The organism is Mesorhizobium sp. ORS 3428, assembly GCF_001854785.1.
Taxonomy (GTDB): Bacteria; Pseudomonadota; Alphaproteobacteria; order Rhizobiales; family Rhizobiaceae; genus Mesorhizobium.
On record NZ_MDFL01000145.1, the window covers coordinates 23,844 to 41,148 of the forward strand.

Annotated in this window: 15 protein-coding genes; 2 read left to right on the forward strand and 13 right to left on the reverse strand. The window is 64.8% G+C overall.

Annotated features, from left to right (window positions below):
- Nucleotides 1-72 precede the first annotated feature (72 nt).
- The 3 genes from ORS3428_RS24790 to ORS3428_RS24800 all read right to left on the reverse strand — a co-directional run bounded on the left by ORS3428_RS24790 (nucleotide 73) and on the right by ORS3428_RS24800 (nucleotide 3,879).
- Nucleotides 73-1,233 (reverse strand): glycoside hydrolase family 172 protein, encoded by a 1,161-nt coding sequence (locus ORS3428_RS24790; RefSeq protein WP_071100929.1) that lies wholly within the window; start codon nucleotides 1,231-1,233, stop codon nucleotides 73-75.
- Between the two features lie 148 nt (nucleotides 1,234-1,381).
- A complete protein-coding gene (locus ORS3428_RS24795) occupies nucleotides 1,382-2,557 on the reverse strand; it encodes an MFS transporter (protein ID WP_071100930.1) in 1,176 nt (391 codons plus the stop codon).
- A gap of 20 nt (nucleotides 2,558-2,577) precedes the next feature.
- A complete protein-coding gene (locus ORS3428_RS24800; RefSeq protein ID WP_244508089.1) occupies nucleotides 2,578-3,879 on the reverse strand; it encodes an FAD-binding oxidoreductase in 1,302 nt (433 codons plus the stop codon).
- Between the two features lie 201 nt (nucleotides 3,880-4,080).
- Between ORS3428_RS24800 and ORS3428_RS24805 the strand changes: the two genes are divergently transcribed.
- Nucleotides 4,081-4,986 carry a LysR substrate-binding domain-containing protein gene (locus ORS3428_RS24805; protein WP_071100931.1) on the forward strand — a complete coding sequence of 302 codons (906 nt, stop codon included), beginning with the start codon at nucleotides 4,081-4,083 and terminating at the stop codon, nucleotides 4,984-4,986.
- A 34-nt stretch (nucleotides 4,987-5,020) separates the two neighbouring features.
- On the opposite strand, the gene ORS3428_RS24810 is transcribed toward ORS3428_RS24805, so the two are convergent.
- The 5 genes from ORS3428_RS24810 to ORS3428_RS24830 all read right to left on the reverse strand — a co-directional run bounded on the left by ORS3428_RS24810 (nucleotide 5,021) and on the right by ORS3428_RS24830 (nucleotide 11,636).
- The gene (locus tag ORS3428_RS24810) at nucleotides 5,021-5,590 is read right to left on the reverse strand and encodes a 4'-phosphopantetheinyl transferase family protein (RefSeq protein ID WP_244508090.1); all 570 of its coding nucleotides are present in this window, start codon (nucleotides 5,588-5,590) and stop codon (nucleotides 5,021-5,023) included.
- A gap of 84 nt (nucleotides 5,591-5,674) precedes the next feature.
- Nucleotides 5,675-6,151, reverse strand: coding sequence for a GNAT family N-acetyltransferase (locus tag ORS3428_RS24815; protein ID WP_338011956.1), 477 nt, complete (start codon nucleotides 6,149-6,151; stop codon nucleotides 5,675-5,677).
- Nucleotides 6,148-10,218, reverse strand: a complete 4,071-nt coding sequence (locus tag ORS3428_RS24820) for a Pls/PosA family non-ribosomal peptide synthetase (protein ID WP_083355280.1) — start codon at nucleotides 10,216-10,218, stop codon at nucleotides 6,148-6,150. The genes ORS3428_RS24815 and ORS3428_RS24820 overlap by 4 nt, the downstream gene beginning before the upstream one ends.
- Nucleotides 10,219-10,395: 177 nt before the next feature.
- Entirely contained in the window at nucleotides 10,396-11,283 is an 888-nt protein-coding gene (locus tag ORS3428_RS24825; protein ID WP_071100933.1) for an RNA polymerase sigma factor, read from the reverse strand.
- Between the two features lie 32 nt (nucleotides 11,284-11,315).
- Complete coding sequence (locus ORS3428_RS24830) at nucleotides 11,316-11,636, reverse strand: hypothetical protein (protein WP_071100934.1); 321 nt, start codon at nucleotides 11,634-11,636, stop codon at nucleotides 11,316-11,318.
- A 144-nt stretch (nucleotides 11,637-11,780) separates the two neighbouring features.
- On the opposite strand from ORS3428_RS24830, the gene ORS3428_RS24835 reads away from it, so the two are divergent.
- The gene (locus ORS3428_RS24835; RefSeq protein WP_071100943.1) at nucleotides 11,781-12,146 is read left to right on the forward strand and encodes a VOC family protein; all 366 of its coding nucleotides are present in this window, start codon (nucleotides 11,781-11,783) and stop codon (nucleotides 12,144-12,146) included.
- A 32-nt stretch (nucleotides 12,147-12,178) separates the two neighbouring features.
- Here the strand turns inward: ORS3428_RS24835 and ORS3428_RS24840 are convergent, their stop codons facing one another.
- The 5 genes from ORS3428_RS24840 to ORS3428_RS24860 form a co-directional block, all read right to left on the reverse strand.
- Nucleotides 12,179-13,837: an FAD-binding dehydrogenase gene (locus tag ORS3428_RS24840; protein ID WP_071100935.1), complete on the reverse strand. Its 1,659-nt coding sequence runs from the start codon at nucleotides 13,835-13,837 to the stop codon at nucleotides 12,179-12,181.
- Nucleotides 13,838-13,869: 32 nt separating this feature from the next.
- Nucleotides 13,870-14,856 (reverse strand): Gfo/Idh/MocA family protein, encoded by a 987-nt coding sequence (locus tag ORS3428_RS24845; RefSeq protein ID WP_071100936.1) that lies wholly within the window; start codon nucleotides 14,854-14,856, stop codon nucleotides 13,870-13,872.
- A 92-nt stretch (nucleotides 14,857-14,948) separates the two neighbouring features.
- Nucleotides 14,949-15,524: a YceI family protein gene (locus ORS3428_RS24850; protein ID WP_071100937.1), complete on the reverse strand. Its 576-nt coding sequence runs from the start codon at nucleotides 15,522-15,524 to the stop codon at nucleotides 14,949-14,951.
- A gap of 69 nt (nucleotides 15,525-15,593) precedes the next feature.
- On the reverse strand, nucleotides 15,594-16,166 hold the full coding sequence (locus tag ORS3428_RS24855) for a cytochrome b (protein WP_071100938.1): 573 nt from the start codon (nucleotides 16,164-16,166) through the stop codon (nucleotides 15,594-15,596).
- A gap of 339 nt (nucleotides 16,167-16,505) precedes the next feature.
- Nucleotides 16,506-17,305: LysR family transcriptional regulator (locus ORS3428_RS24860; RefSeq protein ID WP_071100944.1), on the reverse strand; the 800-nt coding region annotated here is incomplete at its 5' end.

Genomic DNA, 17,305 nt, shown 5'->3' on the forward strand with positions numbered 1-17,305 from the left:
CCCTGCATCAAATGAAAACCGGGCTTTGACGCCAGAACCTGCCGCTCGCGCATGGGGCACAATAGCCGCGCCCTAACCCTCAGCGTTGCGGCCGAAACTGGGGATACGCTCGGCGACCGCCGGCAGCGGCGCGAACGGTTTGTGCGGCTCGGCCTGGTACCAGAAGGCGACCGACGAGATGTCGTCGGAACGTCGGTTGGCGTRGCCGTGCTCGATGCTGACGCGGATGYGTTGGCGGAAGATCACCGGGTCCTCGATATGCCAGCGATAGAGCGTGACCGGCTCGCTCCAGTTCGTGCCTCCCGCCGCGATGACGCCGTGATAGGGCGCCGAATAGTCCTGCGTGGGGCACCAGGCGGTGTTGAAATAGTCCTCCGTGCCGGTGCCGTGCAGCGTCGGCGGCCAGGCATCATTGGCACCCGGCGCGCTCTCGTCGCGCGRCTCGATGAACGCCACCTCCTGGCCGATGCGCCGGTCCGGCCTGCGGTCGAACACCGAGAGGCCGGGCTCGCCGTCGATGAAGATCATGTCGTCGCCCTCGCCGTACCAGTCCCACTGCGTGGAGCGCCGGCGCGAGCAGACGCTGAACAGCACGCCRACATAGTGGCCGCGGCCCTCGGCCTCGAGGATCGTATAATTGTCCTTGCCGTCCGTGTTCTCGCCGGCGAAGAGGAACTGCTCGTTGGTGAGGCCGGTCTCCRCCATGCCTTCGGGCCGCGCCTGGCGGTACTGTGYGTGGAAGCGGCCGAGATCGTCCTCCAGCCCGTCATGCAGTTCGAGGTCGATATAGTAGTAGAGCACCAGCTCGTGCTCGGCCTCGTTGGTCACCGTCATCTTCATGCCGGTCGCGAAGGGCATCGGGAAATAGCAGTTGAAGCCCTTGCCGTCCTCGGGGCTTGCCTGCACGGGAAGGCTGGCGAAGTTCTTCGTGCGGGCGTGGCCGATGCCGAAGAAGTCGCCGATCGGCGTCTCCACGCTGGGCTGGTCCTCGCCGTCCCAGTAGGCGCGCAGCACGATCTTGCGCAGAAAGCTATCGCTGTCGCACGCCAGCGTCGCCCAGATATGGGTGACGATGCCGGCGCCTTCATATTCGGCGATGACGACGGTCTCGCCCGGCTCGATGTGCAGGCGGTCGTCGTTACCGCCGGTGCGGTCGTAGCTCGAGAAGCGTCGCGTCCTGGCATCGCGCAGCTTGGCGAGGCCGCGCAGCGGTGAGAGTCCGGCTTGGTTCATTGATTGCTCCTTTATGTGTATCCCCTCTCACTTGGGGCCGCCGCCCGATTCGGCAATCTGCCGCTCGAAGAACGGGACGAGCGCGGGCAGCGCTTCAATCGCAATTTCCAGGAAAGCGCGCAGCGGCTTCCGTTCGGAAGCCAGCCGCCTAGCTGGATGGAGCCGCCATCGGCTGTGGAAGGCGGCTGATCCGGTGGAATGACCAGAGAAGGAGAGGACAGAGAAGGAGGGCGGCAGCGCCGAAATCGAGCGCGACGGTCGCGGTCCCGGCCCACGTCGCAAGTTTGCCGCCGATCGCCGGCGCGGCCAGCATGCCGGCATAGTAGACGGTGTAGAACACTCCCATGCCGACCGATCGCGTCCTCTGATCGAGCACGCGGGTGGGCAAGCTCATGATCGCGCCGGCAGGCAGGCCGCATACGATTCCGATCGCAATGGCGAGGGYCAGCGCCGGTCCGCTTCGCGACAGAAGGATGATCAGGAAGGCGAAGCCGACACAGCCGGCGGCGAGAACCGCGCCGCTGCGWTTGGTGCGATCCGTCAGCAAGCCGCCCAGCGGGACCGAAAGCGTGGTCAGCCAAAGCACGACGCTGATCGTCGATCCGGCCGCCGCGTTCGACCACCCGCGCTCGACGAGCATCGACGGACCGAAGCTGAAGACCATTGCGAAGCCGACATTGTAGAAACACCAGATCAGGCCGGCGGTGATAAGGGCACAGGATGTCCTGGCCGAAATGCCCGAGCGCTCGACGCTACCGGCGGGCGGTAGCTCCGGGGCGCGATAGATGAAGTGCACAAGGCCGATGCTGACGACAACCGGGACCGAAACGGCGATACCGACAGCGGTCATCCCGAACATCGTTCCGATTGCCGGCAGCAGCATGAGCGCGATAGCGATGCCCGCCGGCCACGAGTTGATGTAGATGGCCATGGCGGTTGCGATTTCCCGGCCGGCAAACCAGTCGGCGACCATCTTGGTCATCAGGACGTTCAGCAGAACGCCGCCGGTGCCACCAATCAGTCGGCCGCCGATCTGCAGGCCCCAGAACGTCGACACCATCATCAGCATTTCGCCCGCGAGCATCATCAGGAGACCGGCGAGAACAGTTGCCTTGTCGCCAAAGCGCTTGCCGATGGTCGCGCCGGGCAGGGCCAATGCGACCCCAGGTGCAAGGTAAAGGCCGATCAGAATGCCGATGTCGGCAAGGCTCGCACCGAGCCGATCGCTGACAAGGGGCGCGACGGCGGCAACGCTCTGAAACTGAAACGCCATTGCGGCGCGGGCGGCGAAGAGCACAGCAAGGATCGTCCAGCGACTGCGCACGGTGCCCCCACGATTGCAAATTATCCAGGCCGGATATTCTGGTTCAATCGGAAGAAATTGGTCGGGTCGTATTGCGTCTTGATGGCGGCGAGGCGGGCATAATTTCCGCCGTAAGCATCACGCACGCGCTCGTCACCCTCATCGCCGAGATTGTTGGCATAGACACCGCCGGTGGAAAATGGTCTGACTGCATTCCACAGTTCGCGCGCCCAGYGGATATTTGCTTCGTCGTCGGCCGGATTGTCCCAGATGGCGATCGGGAAGCAGTCGAAGGCCGCATCGCGATTGGCATAGGGCGAGTGCGACGCGGGCACGCGGGCGATTGCCCCGCCGACCTGCTGGAAAACCAGTAGGGACGAGTAGTTGGGAGCCCTCGCATAACTGTCGAGCAGCGCCTCGATCGCACCATCGCTGATCTCGTGCAGGAACTGCGCCTTCCAGTAATAGCGTCGTCCGCGTGGAAAGAGACTGTCGCCCGCCGACTGGATCTGGAGATAGGGAACGGCTTGAAGGCGGCTTTCGATAGGAGATCCGAACTTCAGCAGCGGTGCGATGACGGATTCGCCCGCTTCGGGGGACCCGATATAGCAAGCCGAGATGCTGAAGGCACGCTCGCCCGAGGGCAGTGTGACGAGCGCGGCGTCGACGCTCACCTCGTCCGAAGCGTCACGCGAGAATTTGTTGTAAAACCGCATGGCCTCGCGCGCCTGGTCGTAGGCGTGAAGCACCGAGCCCACGAGAAGGGCCGAACCGAGCGGGTGCAGCCGGTATTCGAACGCCGTCACGATGCCGAAATTGCCGCCGCCGCCGCGCAAGGCCCAGAACAGGTCGGGATGCTCGCCGGCGCTTATTCGCAACAGCCGTCCGTCGGCCGTGACAATTTCAGCCGCGATCAGATTATCGCAGCTCAGGCCGTGCTTTCGCCCGAGCTTGCCGAAGCCTCCTCCGAGTGTGAGGCCGGCAATACCCGTGTCGCTGTTGACGCCCATGGTCGTCGCAAGACCGTGGGCCTGTGTGGCTGCGTCGAACTCGCCGAGATTCAGGCCAGCTTCTGCCCGGGCGATGCGGCGCACAGGATCGACCGCGATCTTCTTCATGCGGGACAGGTCGATCACCAGCCCGTCGTYGCAGACGGACAGGCCGGCGACGTTATGGCCGCCGCTGCGAACCGCCACGAGAGAGCCTTGCGACCTGGCACAGGTCACGGCGCGGATGACGTCATCGGCATCGGCGCAAAAGACGATTGCGGCAGGGCGTTTGTCTATCGCCCCGTTCCAGACCGCGCGCGCCTGGTCATAGGCAGCGTCCGTCGGCAATACCACTTCGCCTCGCAAACTCTGCCGCAGCTCTTCGATCGCCACGCTCGAAGAATGGGATCGGCCCAATAGCGCATCGGTCTGTCGTGGAAGCTCCATCGACGTCGCCCTCCGTTCCGGCATGACCATGGTCTCACGGGAGGGCGAGCTTCTGCAAAAGCGAAATTCTTAGCTGCTGGATGAGAGGAATTCATCTACGCTGCCGGGATGAAAACCCGCCCGCCGCTCCGCGCTTTGCATGCCTTCGAGGCTGCCGCGCGGCACARCAGCTTCAAGGCCGCAGCGGCGGAGCTCGGCGTGACGCCAACGGCGATCAGCCACCAGGTTCGCCTGCTGGAAGAGATATGCGGCTGCAAGCTGTTCCAGCGCCGGCCGCGCCCGCTGGTGCTGACGGGGGCAGGAGCGCGGCTGTTTCCCATCCTGCGCAACGGCTTTGATCTTCTCGCCGGCTCCCTTGCCGCGGTGGCCGAGCCGGATGTTCAAGCGCCATTGCGGGTGACAAGCCCGAACGCCTTCGCCAGCAGATGGTTGGTGCCCCGCTTGCCGAAATGGCGAGAGGCCAACCCCTCCGTGCCGCTGGAGATCATCGGGACGGACGCGCTGCTCGATCTGCGCGCCGGCGCGGCCGATGTGGCGATCCGCTACACGCGACGCCCGCCTGTGGGCTTTGCCGCGCAGGAGCTGTGCCGCGATTCCTTCTTTCCCGTTTGCAGTCCCCGATTGCTGGCAGGCGATGGGCGAGCGATCGAGCGTGCCGCGGATCTCCTGCGTTATCCGCTGATCCATTTTGACTGGATGAACCGGGATCCGGACGCTCCTACCTGGGGCCGGTGGCTGGCGACGGCCCGCTCGATCGATCCGGACCTGATCCCGGACAAAGCCTGGGATTTGARCTTCCGCGAGGAACTGCATGCGATCGACGCGGTTGTCGCCGGGCAAGGCATTGCGATCTGTAGCGACGTTGTGGTCGGACGTGAACTGGAAAGCGGCACGCTCGTCAAAGCGCATCCATTGTCCTTGCCGGGCTACAGCTTTTATGTCGTATGGATGCACCACAGCCCGCGATCCGCGGTCATAGAGACCTTCCTGGCGTGGATGAGAACCGTCATTTGAGACTGTCGCGGCGCCGGGCAGGCGCTCAGCGCGCCTATACCGTATAAGCCAGCGCCAGGATTCTGGCCCGGATGGTGAAGCGCACGGTCAAACGATTGCCGAATGAAGTGACCRCCTCGCCCGTGGTGAAATCGACGGCGATGTCCTCAAAGCCCAGCACTCGGCCGTCGAGCGGAAACGACGCCTTGTAGACCGCCTCCTTGGCCGCAAACAGAATGCGGCTGGCTAAGCCGGTATCGAGATCGCCCAGCCGGTCTTGCGGCGTGGCCACCATGGCTCGGAGGTCGTGCGGCAAGGGCAGGGCAGGCTCGATGTCGACGCCCACGCTTCTCATCGCGCCGGATCGCGCGGCGACCGCTACGGCGAGTTCGTCATCATGCGCGATCGAACCTGCGATGCCTGCAGGCCAGATCGGGTTTCCCAGTTGGCCCCGCAAGACGGCGAGATCCGCGCACCCCAGGCGCCGCAGCAATTCATGCGCGACCCAACGGCCTGCCCCRCTGGCGGCGCGCGCCCTGCGTTCACGTGTGGCGATGGAAGCGCCTTCCGCCGGCAGGAGGTATTGCTCGTCGCCGGTGCGAATAAGGCGGCAGCCGACGATCAAGCCGGACGGCGTGAGGCCGGCCAGTGCCTGCTCGACGGCGCTCTCGATGTCTGGTTGCGCTCCTTCCGACGAGGTACTCACTTGCTATCGGCCCAGTTCGAGCACGGCGATCATCTCGCCATCCTCGTCCGAGCCCTGCTCGACGAAGCCGAAGCCGGCATAGAGCCGGCGCGCGGCCTTGTTTTGCGGTTCGTAGCAGATCGAGACGCGGCGTATGTGGCCGAGATGCGTAATCTCCTCCAGCGCCTTGGCAACCGCGGCACGGCCGAGGCCCTTGCCCTGTTCGCGGCGGTCGATCATGAAACGGTAGATGATCGCCTCGTCATCGTCCTCGGGCGCGCTGTACATGAGGAATCCGACGACGCGCCCTGCGGCGACAATGGCGCGGGCGATGGCCTCGTCATCCTCCCCGGCCTCCTCCAGCGAGTCAGCATTGGAGGCGACGAAGCCTTGCTGCTCAGGCATTAGCTCGAGCGCCAGGATCGCCGCTCGGTTGTCCTCGCCGACAGGCCGCAGGACAACCAGGCGGTCGCGCGTCCGCGCTTCGGCGGAATGCGTCACTGTTCCTGCCCGATCTTGATCGCGCGCGCGTCGATCGGCGTCACCACGCCATAAAGCTTCGCCGGGTTGCCGCGCCACACCGTGTTCGGCTCTAGCACCTCGCCCTTCATGACGAAGCAGTCGAGGTCCGCCACGGATCCTTCGCCCATTACCACCGCGTAGTGGATGAAGGCGGACGGGGCGAGCGTGCAGCCGTTGCCGATGCGGATGTAGTCGGACTTGAACGCGCCTTCCTCCAGCGAATGCGCCTGGATGACGCAGCCCTCGTTGAGCGTTGCGTCGTCGCCGATCTCCACCAGCGACCGCTCGGTGATGATGCTTCCCCCGTCATAGACACGCCGGCCCACCTTCAYGCCYACCAGACRCAGGATCAGCGGCCTGAACGGGGTGCCGGTGAACAGGCCCATGATCGGCGAATCGGACAATTTCCAATGGCGTTCGTGGCGCCAGAAGGCTGGATCGTAGATCGTGGCCATCCTGGGCCTCAGCCGGCGGAAACCAAGGCTGACCCGTTCCAGGAAGATGTAGTACGGAATCGCGATCGCGGACGTCAGCACCACGGCCAGGAACAGAGCCGTCTGCGCCCATTCGGTATAGTAGTTGAGCGCCCGGTCCCAGATGGCGAGCGTCAGGAACAGGATCAGCCACTGCGCGGCCACGAACAGCAGCGCGGTGAGCAGATTGTGGAGGTTCTTCAGCGGCAGGCGGCGGTGGCGCTCCTCGTCGGAGATCAATCCGAGAAGCTCCTTGTCGCGATTGACCATGCGCGGGATTTCAAAAGGCGGCGATCCCAGCAGCCCGACATTCTCGCGCACAGGACCATCCACCGGGACGTGGACCTTCGTTCCGAGCAGGCAATTGTCGCCGGTGCGGGAATCCGGCGAATAGATGATGTTGTTGCCGAAGAAGTTGCGCTCGCCGACCCGCGTGTGCTCGAGGCGGAAGGAGTTGGCCGACTTCTKCATGTTGACCATGAACAGGCCGTCAGACACCATCGTCTCGGAGCCGATTTCGCTGAGCTGCGGATTCTCGTGCCGCTGGTTGGTGCCGAAATTCGAGCCGGTCTGGTTTACCTTGTTCAGCCGCCAGCCGATGGCGCGCAAATAGTAGACGATGGCCGAGCTGTCGCCGAACAGGACGTTCAGCAAGCGCACGTTGCTGACCAGCTCCAGCATCGATTGCAGCCAGTAATGGAAGCCGTAGAGCGAATAGTCTCGGCCGGGCTTGAGCATGAGATTGAACAGCCGCGGCACGATTGCCGCCAGCAGCACCCCGCCGATGACGAAGCCCGCCACCGTGACCGTGGTGCCGATCGCCACGACGCCGATCGTCTCCTGGTAATCGTCGCCGAGATTTTCCCAGTAGGTATGGAACAGAAGCGGGAACGGCGTGACGATGGCAAAGAGGATGAAGAGCTGGAACGTCTCGTAGATTATCCGGCGCAGCCTCGACAGCGGCACATTGGGAACCGTGCAATAATCCGCCTCGGTCGGAATCGCCGGYGATCCGTGCCAGCGCTCGCCGGCARGGATCGCCTGTCCGCGATGCAGCGACGAAGCGTGGCCGAGCTGGGCGCCGTCGCCGATGCGGGTGTCGATGTCCAACGTTGAGCCGACGCCGACGAAAGCGTTGTGGCCGATGTCGAGCGGGCCGGTGTGGATGTAGCCCGCCTGGGCGCGGAAGCCCAGGATCATCGAATCCTTGCGCAGGATCGAGTTGTCGCCGATTCGGATCAGGTCGGTGCAGACCGGAACGGAGCGGCACTCGATAACCGTGCGGCTGCCGAGCCGTGCGCCGAGCAGGCGCAGGTAGAGGCTGTAGAGCGGACTGCCGCGGAACAGCACCACCGGCGCGCTGCGCACCAGCGTCTTGACAACCCAGAAGCGATAATAGCGCCAGCCCCAGATCGGGAACGTCTCGGCCTTCCAGCGGCCGACCAGCAACCATTTGGCGATGATGGCAAAGCCGCTGAGCCCGAAGAATACGCTGGCGGACAAGAGAACGCAGCGCAGATAGAGCTGCGCCGGGTCGTCCAGCGCGTCATAGACCCAGTCGAGTCCGTCATTGATCGCCCAGAGCGAGACATAGCTGTAGAGCGCATAAAACAGCAGCTGCCCGAAGCCCGTGCTCCAATAAGCAAAATTGGAGGCCCGATGCGTCAGCATCGGCTCGCTCGCGGCAACCGCAGCCACCTGCGGCGCACGCAAGTGCTCGGCGAGCTTCGCGACCGTGGGATGCAGGTAGATGTCGCGCATCGAGGTCGTCGACCAGGCCTTGCGGGAGCGGATGCGCGCGCAGAACCTCGCCATCAACAGCGAGTTCGCGCCGAGGTCGTCGAAGAAGTGGTCTTCGATGGAGACGTCCTCGAATTTCAGCACATCCTGCAGCGTGTCGACCAGGAACCTCTCGTCGTCGTTGCGCGGGTCGATCATCGCATGGCCGGCCGCGACGCGCGCGCTGGTCGGCTTTGGCAGTTTCCTCAGGTCGACCTTGTTGGAGACGGTCATCGGGATCGCGGGCAGCTGCTCCAGATAGGCCGGAACCATGTAGTCGGGCAGCCGCCGCTTGAGCTCCTGGACGAGCAGGGTGCGGTCCACATCGTTTCCGCCGCTCCTGGGCGCATAATAGGCGACCAGTTCCGTGCGCTCGGGCTCGATCTCCCACGTCGTGACCGCCGCCTGCGCGATGCCCGGCTGTTCCAGCAGGACGGCCTCGATCTCGCCAAGCTCGATGCGGTAGCCGCGGATCTTCACCTGCGTATCGATGCGGCCGTGATACTCGATCTCGCCCTTGTCGTTGATGCGGCCGAGATCGCCTGTCCGGTAGATGCGGCCGCTGGGATTGTTCGGCAGGCCGATGAAATCCTTGATGAATCGCTGTTCGGTGAGCTCCGGCCGGTTGAGGTAGCCGACCGCCACGCCCATGCCGCCGATGCAAATCTCGCCCAGCTGGTCGCCGGTCAGCACCTGCGGCTTTTCCGGGTCGAGAATGGCGATCGAATAGGTAGCCAGTGGCTTGCCGATCGTCACCGGCTCGTCCGGGGTCAGCAAGGCCATGGTGGCGGTGACCGTCGCCTCGGTCGGGCCATAGGTGTTCAGGATCTGCCGGCCGGGCTTCGCCCAGCGCACCACGAGCTTTTGCGAGCAGGCTTCGCCGCCGACCAGGATCGCGCGCAGGCTAGGCGCGTCGCTTTCGATCGACGACAAAAGGGTCGGGCTGCAGGCCATACAGGTGATGTGATGCTCGCGCAGGAAACTGGCCAGTTCCTCGCCCACGAGCGGCTGCTGGCCGGGCGCCGGCACGACTGTGGCGCCCGCGGCAAAGGGTACCCAGATCTCCTCCGAGGAGAAGTCGAAGGCGATGGTCATGCCCTGGTACACGCGGTCGCCCGGCTGGTAACCGTAGGATGCCGCGGCGACGCGGATGAAGTTGCAGAAGCTCTGGTGCGTGATGACCACGCCCTTCGGCTTGCCCGTGGTGCCGGACGTGTAGAGGATGTAGYAGGTCTGGTCCTGGCTGCCCTCCGGCAGGGGCACCGTCTCGGGCTTGAGAGCGATCTCGGACTCAGCCGAGTCGATCGAGATATGCGGAACCGGCAGGCGTGCCACGCGCGCCGCGTAACCGGAGACGCTGATCACCATCGTGACATCGGCGTCCTCGATGATCATCACCATGCGATCTTCGGGGAAGGCGGTGGCGAGCGGGACGAAGGCCGCCCCGGCCTTCATCACGGCAAGGATGGCGATATAGGTTTCGGCGGAGCGGTCCAGCAAAAGGCCCACCCTGTCGCCCGGCTTCACGCCGCGCTCGATCAAGAGATGCGCGAACTGGTTGGCGCGGCTGTTCAGCTCCCGGTATGACCAGGGCCGGCCGCCGGAAATCACCGCCGGTGCTGCGTCGAAGCGGCTCGCCAGATCGCCGAAGAAGCGGTCGAGCCTCTCATGCGGCTCGCCCTTGTGGATGAAATCAGGGCCGATCAGGATCTGATCGAGGGGTGGCGTTTTCGCCACTACTTTGGCTTTGGCCGCGTTTTTCTTCGCGGGCTTGCTTGCTTCATTCAGAGACATTGGAGGACCCGCGAGCTGGTGATCGCTCGCACTATGCCGTGATTGGCGAAAAGACAATTACTTGATGATGACGGGCCAGTTGATTTGCCTTTGCGGCGAATTTGAGATGTGGCGGTGCACCTCGACGTTCACGATGATTTGACACGCGATCGCCGGCCGGTTAGCGGCCGGGCACGCTCAATCAGTAAGGAAGCGGATATCGGCGTCGGCGACGCAATAGGGCGCATAGCGGAAATCGCGAATGCGGACGACCTCATCGCCGCGCCAGTCGACCAGCATGAAGCCGCGCACCGCATTATCTGCCTGCGGGTTGCGGATCAGGATCGCCGGCTGGTGATCGACAAAGCCGAGCGACAGCGCCCAGTCGTTGACGCGGTCGTAATTGCCGAAATAGGTCGAGGCCTCCTTCTTGCCGCTGAGCCGGGTGCGGTTGACCACCTCGAGCTGGATATCCTCGGCGATCAGCGCCCTGACGGCATCGAAGTCGCGCGCGTTGAACAGGTCGATGTAAAGGCGCAGCCGCCGCTCTTCTTGCGGATCGAGCTTCGGCGCCGGCACTTCATCCGCCGCCGATGCCAGCGCCTTCAGCTCGGCGCGGCCGCGGTGCAGCGCCGCCTTGGTGGCGGCGAGCGTCGCGCCGGTCACCGCGCAGGTTTCAAGCAGGCTGAGGCCGAGCACATCGACCAGGATCACCGCGCTGCGCTGCGCCAGCGTGAGCTGCATGAAGCTGCGCAGGCTCGCCGCGGCCGCCAACCGCGCCTCCGCGCTGGCGGAGAGGTCCGCAACTGTTGTCATGTCGGCCTCGGTCATGCGCGAGCGCTCCCGCTGGCGGCGGCGCAGATGATCCTGCGCCGCGTTGTGCGCAATGCGGAACAGCCACTGCTCGGGGCGCTCGATTGCGGCGCCGCCATTATGCGCGGCAAGCGCTTTCACCACGGCCTCCTGAACAATGTCCTCGCCCTCGATCGCCGAGCCGGCCATGCGCGCCGCATAGCGATGCAATTTCGGCCGCAGGCCGACGAGCATCGCGTCAAGCGCCGCGCGGTCGAATTTCGCTATGCTCATCGCCCTTATTCCCGCATTGGTGGCTCGCCCGATCAGGCTGGCACAACTTGGTCGGCCTCAGCCAGCATCTGATAGTTGCCGATGATCTTTGAGGCCGACCTGGCAAGCGGTGTCGAGCGCCTGCCGGCGTGATCGGCGCCGAAGGCCTTGAACGCGTCGAGCTCAGTGAGCGCCGAACTGTCCTTGTCGTAGCCGACGAGATGGACGAATTCGCCATCCTCCAACTCGAGCACAAGATAGCGCACGGATTGCGGTTTTGTTTCATCCAGGGCCTCGAACACCTTTGCCACCAGCGTCCGGTTCTCGGCGATGCCGGCGCCCTTCACGCCGTAGCGGATGAGGTTGTAGTTCATCTGTCATCTCCTGTTTGACGTGTCTGCGTGAGGAAGACGCTTCGCGCCGCCGAAAAGATTCTCTTCGGACGCGAATCTTTTTGCCTCGGGCAAACGTCTTTCGCGTGTAGGGCCGCGCCTGCGGCCGCGATGAGGAGTGAGATCATGCATATCCAGTTTGCCGAACTGCCCGTATCCGACCAGGACCGCGCCAAGGCGTTCTATACCGAAAACCTTGCGTGCCAGGTGATAGCCGACCAGTCGATGAGCGATGGCGGCTGGCGCTGGGTGGAGCTGGCGTTCCCCCATGCGGTCACAAACCTGCATTTCATCCGGCGCGCCGATGCGGCCCCGAGCGCCGAGCCAGTGCTTGTTCTGGTCGACGGCGACGTCGAGGCAAGGGTCACGGCGCTCAGGGCGAAAGGCGTCGAAATCGTCACCGAGCCGCGGGAAGCGCCATGGCAGCCGGGTCGCATCGTCGCCGAATTCCGCGACAGCGAAGGCAACCGCATGATGCTGGCCAGCTGCTAGCAACATCACCTCGCGGTCGCCCGCCCATGGCGTCAGCCAACCGCCTTCGCAGCCGCCCTTCCGGCGCTTCGCCCCGAGAAGATGCAGCCGCCGAGGAAGGTGCCTTCGAGCGCCGCATAGCCGTGCACGCCGCCGCCGCCGAAGCCCGCCACCTCGCCGGCCGCATAGAGCCCCGGAACCGGCTCGCCGTCGGCACCGAGCACGCGGCTGTCGAGGTCGGTCTGCAGGCCGCCCAGCGTCTTGCGGGTGAGTACGTTGAGGCGCACCGCAATCAGCGGGCCCTTCTGCGGATCGAGCATCTTGTGCGGCCTGGCGGTGCGGACAAGCCTGTCGCCGAGATAGGCGCGCGCGCCGCGCAGCGCCGTGATTTGCGCATCCTTGGAGAAGGGGTTGTCGAGCTGCCGGTCGCGGGCGCGGATCTCGCGCTCGACCTGGGCAAGCTCCAGCAGCGGCTCGCCGCCGGCCAGTGCGTTCATGCGCGCGACCAGCTTCGGCAGCTCGGCCTCGACGATGAAATCCTCGCCCTTTTCCATGAAGGCCTTGACCGGGCCGGGAATGCCGGACGTGACCCGGCCGAGCACCTGGCGCCAGCTTTTTCCCGTCAGGTCGGGATTCTGTTCCGAGCCCGACAGCGCGAACTCCTTTTGGATGATCTTGTTCGTCAGGATGAACCAGGAATGGTCGTAGCCGGTGCTCATGATGTGGCTGAGCGTGGCAAGCGTGTCGAAGCCCGGATAGAGCGGCGCCGGCAGCCGCCTGCCGCGCGCATCGAGCCAGAGCGACGATGGCCCTGGCAGGATGCGGATCCCGTGATCGGTCCAGATCGGCGCCCAGTTCTTGATGCCCTCGACATAGTGCCACATGCGGTCGCGGTTGATGACCCTGCCGCCGGCCGCTTCGGTGATCGCCAGCATGCGGCCGTCGACATGGTCGGGCACGCCGGTGATCATGTGCTTCGGCGGTGAGCCCAGCCGCTGCGGCCAGTTCCTGCGCACCAGCTCGTGGTTGCCGCCGATGCCGCCGGCAGCGACGATCACCGCCCGCGCGTGGAATTCGAAATCGCCGGTCACGTTGCGCGAGCTCTTGCGGCCGCGTTCGACCGTGCTTGGCTCGAGCACGTCGCCGCGCACCCCGGTCACCGTCTTGCCCGTCCGCGTGATCTCGTTGACGCGGTGGCGGAATTTGAACCGGACGTGCCCGCGCTTTTCCGCCTCGCGCACGCGCAGGACGAAAGGTTCGAGYACGCCGGGCCCGGTGCCCCATGTGACGTGGAAGCGCGGCACCGAATTGCCGTGGCCGAAGGCGTTRCCGCCGCCGCGCTCGGCCCAGCCGACAACGGGGAAGAATTTCAGCCCGCGCTCGATCAGCCAGGAACGCTTCTCGCCGGCGGCAAAGCCGACATAGGCTTCCACCCATTGGCGCGGCCAGAAATCTTCCGGACGGTCGAAGGCGGCGGTGCCCATCCAGTCTTCGAGCGCGAGATCGTGCGAATCGCGGATGCGCATGCGGCGCTGTTCCGGCGAGTCGACCAGGAAAAGCCCGCCGAACGACCAGAAGGCCTGGCCACCCAGCGACTGCTCCGGCTCCTGGTCGACGATGATGATTGTCTTGCCGGCCTCGGCCAACTCGGCGGCGGCGACGAGGCCCGCCAGCCCCGCGCCGACAATGATCACGTCGGCGTCGTCAGCCATATGTCCTCCCGCAAACGGCCGTACGCGACGTATCAGACCGGTTCCCAGCCGTCCTTGTTGCCGGCGCGGAAGATGGCGTCGATGACCTTCTGGTTGAGCACCGATTCCTCGAGCGTGAAGACGCGGTCCTTACCGCCCTGGGCCGCGCGTACGAAGGCCGCGACCTCCAGCCGGTACTGCTGCGTGCCGGGGAAGCGGAACACCTGCGCCTCGGTGTGGTTCTGGTTGTGCAGCTCGATGCGATGGTGGWCGTAGAGCCCGGCATTGAACGGCGAGGATACCTCGATGAAACCCTTCTCGCCGTGGAACACCATCACCTGGCGCGCCGCCATCTGCGTCGAGAGGTAGAAGGACAGTTCGAAGTCGCCGAAATCGGCGCGCACCGAGGAGTAGATATCGGTGCCGAAGGTTTTGTCGCGCTCGATATTGGCCTGGACGCGGATCGGCTCCCTGCCGGTCGAGAACCGCGTCGACACCGTCGGATAGACGCCGATGTCGGGCAGTGCGCCACCGCCGAGGTCGAGCTGGTTGCGCATGTTCCTGGGGTCGACATTGTAGTAGGAAAACGCGCCCTGCACGTGGCGCAGCCGGCCGATGGCGCCGCCGGCGATGAGGTCGCGCACCTTGATCCACTGCGGATGGTAGACGACCATGAAGGCTTCGCAGACCAGCACCTTCTTCTGATCGCGCTGCTTGATCAGCGGCGGGATATCCTTGGCGTCGAGCRCCAGCGGCTTCTCGACCAGCACATGTTTTCCCGCTTCGATCGCCTTCGCCGTCCACTCGACATGTTGCGAGGTGGGCAACGGGATGTAGACGCCGTCGACCTCCTTGGAAGCAAGCAAGTCCTCATAGGAACCGAAAGCGTGCGGCGCACCGAAACGATCGGCCAGCGCGCGGGCCTTCGACAGATCGCGGCTGGCGATGGCCGACAGCACGCCGTTCTCCGAATCCACGATCGCCGGCAAAAGCTGCTCGCGGCCGATCTTGGCCGTCGACAGAACACCCCATCGGAACATTGTGCTTCTCCATGTCGCTTACATCGATGGAGGTGTGCCCCAATTCCAGGGAAAAGCCAATGCGAGAGAAGCTCCATTGCGGGGGCGAGGAACTAACCCCGTCTCCCCGTCAGCGTCATGTCGAAGTCGACGACGTTGGAATAAAGCGGCGTGCCGACATCCATGCCGTAGCGCGATCTGAGCACCTTGCCGGTGACATGGAATTTGATCGTCCCCGACTTCAGTCCGTCGAGCTCGGCCGTGAACTTTTCCGGAAACGTCTTGCCGCGCGCCGTCAGCTGGCCGGCGATGACCGCCGTGGTGGCGCCGGTGCGGCTCACACTGGTCGAATGGAACTGGATTTGCGGGTTATTGGCGGCGTCGAACACCGCGTCGGAACGCAAGAAGGCGTCGATGCGGTTCTGACCGGTGCCGACACTTTCGGGAAAGATGGTGATGTTGACCCGCGAGCGCTCGACATCGCTGCTGTCGATGCGGATATTTCCCTTGAAGCGGGCAAAGGCACCGTCGAACCCGCCGCCGCCCGCCTTGCCGACGGTGAAGCGGATGCTGGAAGCCGCCGGACTGATCGTGTAGCTGCCGGCGGCGTCGCCGAGCGAGACCGCCGCAGCGGCGGGCACGACAAGGCAGGCGGCAACAGCCACCAATCCGAGGATGCGCGTATACATTGGGATGGTCCTTTTGCTGAGCCAGCGCATTGCTGTCCCTTCGTCCTATCAACGAATGGCCGACCCGCCCTATTCCCCGTCTGACGAAGGTTTGATGATACGCGTGAGAACGCTGTCGCGCAGCAGGAAATGGTGGCGGAGCGCCGCCGCCATATGCAACACGACCAGCGCGATGCCAGCATAGGCGAGATACCAGTGCACGGCGGACCAGAGGCTTTCCGCGGCGTCGGATTCCGCCAGCGGCAGGTTGGGCATCACGAACTGGTTGAACGGCATGGTCGGGATTTCCAGCGTCGAGACCGAGACCAGCGCCCAGCCGGACAGGGGCAGGGCGATCTGGAAGACATAGAGGCCGAAATGCACCAGCGGCGCCATCCGCCGCTCCAGCGCTCCGACCGAAGCCGGCAAGGCCGGCACCGTATTGCCGAGCCGCCAGGCAATGCGCAGGATGATCAGCCCAAGCAGCAGAAAGCCGAAGGACTTGTGCAGCTGGATCAGCTCGAAAGAGGTGCGCTGGCTCGACACCCTCACCATGATGACGCCGAGCACRAACTGGCCGATGAAGATCGCGCCGATCAGCCAATGAAGGATGATCATCGCCCAGCCATAGCGGGTCGCGGTGTTGGTGATAGGTGATTGCATGGCCGAAGAACGCTGATGGGTCCCGGTTTCTTCCGGCAGGCTCAGGTTACTCGCCGTCCTCCAACTTGCACCGAAGATGAACGGCTGTCGACATTGGCGCTGCCCCTCATTGCCCTGCCGGGCATTTCTCCCCGTATAGTGGCGGGGAGAAAGAGGCCCGCGCCAGATGGTTTCGCCAATCCTCGAAGTCGCAAGCAGGGCGCCAGCGTTGCGGTCAGCCCCTTCTCCACGTTCTACGGGGAGAAGATGCCGGCCGGCAGATGAGGGGCAGCGCCGACCTCGATAACGGCCCGAAGGCCAAGTTGAAGTGATCCGTCTTCGTAGGCCCGATCRCTGCGGCTACCCGCTCACCCTGAAGAAGTCGACGAAGGCCCTGAGCGCCGGGCGCATCTGGCGGCGGCTCGGATAGTAGACGAAGAAGCCGTCGAAGGTCGGGCACCAGTCCTCCAGCACGCGGATCAGCCTGCCGTCGCYGAGGGGCGCCCGCACATAGTCCTCGAACACGAAAGCGAGCCCGGCGCCGTCCACCGCCGCGCGGGCGATCAAATGGTCCTCGTCGAGGATCAGCGGCCCCTCGACTGCCATCTCGATTTCCTCGCCCTCCTTCTCGAACTCCCAGCGATAGAGGATGCCGCTGGAAAAGCGGAAGCGGATGCAACGATGGCCGGCCAGCTCGCGCGGGTGGCGCGGCCGGGGCATGGTTTCGAAATAGGACGGCGCGCCAACCACCGCGCCGCGAATGTTGGGGCCGATGCGCGCCGCTATCATGTCGCGCTGCAGGCTTTCGCCAAGCCTGACACCAGCGTCGAACCCACCTTCGACCACGTCGGTGAAACGGTCCTCGATGACGATCTCCAGCACGATGTCCGGATAGGCGGCGGCAAAGGCGCCGAGCCGCGGCGTCAGCACCAGATGCGCGGCGGTGCGCGGGACGCTGAGTCTCAGATTGCCGGCCGGCCGGTCGCGCGCCTCGACCGCCGTCTCCAGCGCCAGGTCGATTTCGGACAGTGCCGGCCGCAGCCGTTCCAGGAGCTGCGCGCCTTCCTCGGTCGGTGCCACGCTGCGCGTGCTGCGCGCCAGCAGCCGCACGCCGAGCCGCGCTTCCAGGCTCGCCACCGCATGGCTCACCGCCGACGGCG